Below are 3,754 nucleotides of genomic sequence, written 5' to 3'. Positions count from 1 at the left end.
TCGTGTCGTTATTTCCTTTATCTTTGCCAAATCTTTGTAAGTCTCTGATTTATAGTTGTTTTAATTGCCTTGAATTTCCGGATAAATGTACCAGCGGATGAATGCTATGCGAAAATAGAAGGTAGTGAGTCGGAAGTGTTTGAATATCATGGGACAAATACGATCCGTTTTAAGATGAAGGATTGGATTCGCTTGACACGCGCGAACCGTGGAAAAGCCTTTTTTGTTACGATCGCCACGAAGATAGGTGATGAGTGGACTAAATGGGCACCATTCTCTGTCTATATCAGTGATCAAGCGATCGACTCTCATTTAGTATACCGTTTGATAGAGCCGGGATACGAGAAATGGCATATTGTGGGTATTTATCAGCGGAATTTGGAGTCGTTTGACGAACAGCCGATTATCCGTAACGATATGACTGGCTATAATTGTATGAACTGCCATTCGTTCTGTATGGGAGATCCGGGGCAGATGATGTTCCATATGCGTGCGGCGAATGGGGGAACTTATATTGTCCAAGACAAGAAAATCAGTAAATTGAATACGAAAACGAATGGGACGATCAGTAATGTGACGTATCCTTTCTGGCATCCTTCCGGGCGCTATATCACCACATCGGTAAATGATATCAAACAGTTTTTCCATTCCGTGAAAGAGAAAAAGATGGAAGTGTTCGACTTGGAGTCCGATGTGGTGGTGTATGACGTGAAAAACAAAGAAATCCTTTCGAAAGCCTCATTGATCACAAAAGATGCATTCGAGACTTTCCCCGCGTTCTCTCCGGATGGTAAATGGCTTTATTTCTGTACGGCCCCGGCCCAGAAGATGCCGGAGAATTATGATAAGGTACGTTATAATCTCTGCCGTGTGGCGTTCGATCCGGATCGTGGCGAGATCAGCTTCCCGATCGATACGTTGGTACATGCGGATAGCTTGAGCTATACATTTCCTCGTATCTCTCCCGATGGGCGTTTCCTGATGTACACGGAAACCGCTTATGGGCAGTTCCCTATTTGGCACCCGGATGCGGAGATCCGGATGATGGATTTGGAGAATCGGACAGCGATGGATATGTCTGCGTTGAATAGCCCGGATACGGATAGCTATCATTCTTGGAGTAGTAATAGTGATTGGGTCGTATTTAGTAGCCGCCGGGATAACGGTTTATATACTTTACCTTATATTTGTTATATAGGGAAAGACGGTAAGCCTTCGAAACCGTTCTTATTGCCTCAAGAAGATCCGGATAAGTATGACTATCAGTTGTATTCTTACAATATTCCGGAATTGACGAAAGGCGCCGTAGAGGTCAGCCCCTATGAGATCCAGCAAGTAGCCGAGAAAAATAAACCGGAGCAGGTTCGGTTTAAATGACCGGATCTATTTATATTCGCGTATAAATAAGAGATAAGATGACAAAAGATATTATAGCCGAATCTGTACAAAACGATTTACGGTATTTGCAATTGTTGGCACGGAGTTTCCCGACGATCGCGGATGCCAGTACGGAGATCATTAATCTGGAGGCGATCTTGAACCTACCGAAGGGTACGGAGCACTTCTTGAGTGATTTACATGGCGAGGATCAAGCCTTTAGCCATGTGCTGAGAAACGCTTCCGGTGCCGTAAAGCGCAAGGTGAACGAGATTTTCAGTAATACGCTCCGGGAATCCGAGAAGAAGGAGCTTTGTTCCTTGATTTATTATCCGGAGGATAAGCTGGAACTGATCAAGAGCCAAGAGCAAGATCTGGAAGATTGGTATCAAGTGACCTTGAATCAATTGGTACGTGTTTGCCGGAACGTGTCCTCCAAATACACCCGTTCGAAAGTACGTAAGGCTTTACCCAAGGAGTTCTCCTATATTATTCAGGAGTTATTGCACGAGTCTTCCGTAGAGCCGAATAAATCCGCTTATGTGGATCAGATTATTTGTACGATCATCTCCACGGGACGTGCGGACGATTTCATTATCGCTATGTGTAACTTGATCCAACGGTTGACAATCGACCTGTTACATATCATCGGCGATATTTACGATCGGGGTCCGGGCGCTCATCTGATCATGGATATCCTTTGCGATTACCATAATTTCGATGTTCAATGGGGTAATCATGATATCTTATGGATGGGAGCCGCTTCCGGTAATTTGGTAAGTATCGCTAACGTGATTCGTATGTGTTTACGCTTTGGTAATATGGCTACCTTAGAAGATGGATATGGCATCAATCTTTTGCCGTTGGCCACTTTCGCGATGGAGGCGTACGGGGATGATCCTTGTGCGTTATTCATGCCGAAAACAAAGTTCGCCGATAATGCAATGGATGAGAAGACCACCCGTTTGATCGCCCAGATGCACAAGGCGATCACCATCATCCAGTTCAAGCTGGAGGGTGAGATCATCCGCCGTCGTCCGGAGTTTGAGATGGATGACCGGATGTTGTTGCACCATATCGATCTGAAGCGGGGAGTGGTTCATATTGATGGAAAGGATTATACGCTTAAAGATACTAACTGGCCTACTTTAGACCCGAAAGATCCGTATCGTCTTTCTATTGAGGAGGAGGATTTGATCCGAAAGATCTTGCATTCTTTTGAGAGCAGCGAGAAGATGAAAAAGCATATGCGTTGTTTCTTCCGGCATGGGGGAATGTATCAGGTTTGTAATTCCAATTTACTGTTTCATGCCTCTATCCCGATGAATCCGGATGGGACGTTTAAGTCAGTACGTATCTTGGGGCAGGATTATAAGGGCCGTGCTTTGTTGGACCGTGTAGACCAACTGATCCGTACGGCTTATTTCAAGACCGGGGAGCAGGAAGAAGTGGAATATGCGCATGATTATATCTGGTATCTTTGGGGCGGCAAGGACTCCCCGTTATTCGATAAAAGCAAGATGGCTACTTTCGAGCGTGCCTTTATCGAAGAGGCCGAGACTCATAAGGAGGAAAAAGGCGCTTATTATACGTTACGAGAGCAAGAGGAAATTTGTGATAGGATATTGGATGAGTTTGGGGTGACCGGTATGCATCGGCATATCATCAACGGACATGTCCCTGTCCGTTCCAATCAAGGTGAGAATCCCATCAAGGCGAATGGCAAGATGTTGGTAATCGATGGCGGCTTCTCCCGTCCGTATCATTTGGAAACCGGTATCGCGGGCTATACATTAGTATATCACTCCCGTGGTTTCCAGCTTGTGCAACACGAACCCTTCGAATCCCGGGCGAAAGCGATCGAGGAAGGCTTGGATATCAAATCCACTACGATCGTGGTAGAATTAAGCTCCCATCGCCAGATGGTGAAAGATACGGATAAGGGTGCGGATCTTCAAAGCCAGATCAAGGACTTGGAGAAACTGCTTTATGCGTATCGGAATGGGTTGATAAAGGAGAAGGAGAGGATGGAGCGGTAGTTCCTGACCGATAGGGTATCGGACATACTGTAACGCTCCCCTAATGCCCATAAGCATTTGGGCACACGTTCATTCTTTCAAACGCCTAGTAGGTAAGAGCGCAATATTCAAGATCGGGGGACAAGAAGAGGCAAAGAATCTACTACATTGATCCTCATATAAAAAAGGTCTATGGTATTGACAAATATCCAATAGAATAATAGAAGATACAAAACAAGCAACGCCCCGTCACAGACTTACGAATAAGTTGGTGACGGGGCATTTGTCGACGCCAAATGAAAAAGCTAAATAAAATCAGTTGAAAAAGCTAATTAAAAAGGCTTCATGACCAGTTGTGT

The 3,754-nt window shown here is 45.0% G+C and carries 2 protein-coding genes; both read left to right on the top strand.

Annotation, left to right across the window (positions count from 1 at the left end):
- Window positions 1-69 precede the first annotated feature (69 nt).
- Window positions 70-1,377: a hypothetical protein gene (locus D7V92_RS21625; protein WP_233572892.1), complete on the top strand. Its 1,308-nt coding sequence runs from the start codon at window positions 70-72 to the stop codon at window positions 1,375-1,377.
- A 38-nt stretch (window positions 1,378-1,415) separates the two neighbouring features.
- Entirely contained in the window at window positions 1,416-3,416 is a 2,001-nt protein-coding gene (locus tag D7V92_RS21620; protein WP_008772677.1) for a fructose-1,6-bisphosphatase, read from the top strand.
- The last annotated feature ends 338 nt before the right edge of the window (window positions 3,417-3,754 follow it).

Origin of the sequence: Parabacteroides sp. CH2-D42-20 (assembly GCF_003670185.1) — a bacterium.
Taxonomy (GTDB): domain Bacteria; phylum Bacteroidota; class Bacteroidia; order Bacteroidales; family Tannerellaceae; genus Parabacteroides; species Parabacteroides distasonis.
This window is presented reverse-complemented; position numbering and strand designations above follow the sequence as displayed.

Coding starts and splice junctions, on each gene's coding strand:
- D7V92_RS21620 (WP_008772677.1), top strand. CDS start 1,416: ATGACAAAAGATATTATAGCCGAATCTGTACAAAACGATTTACGGTAT.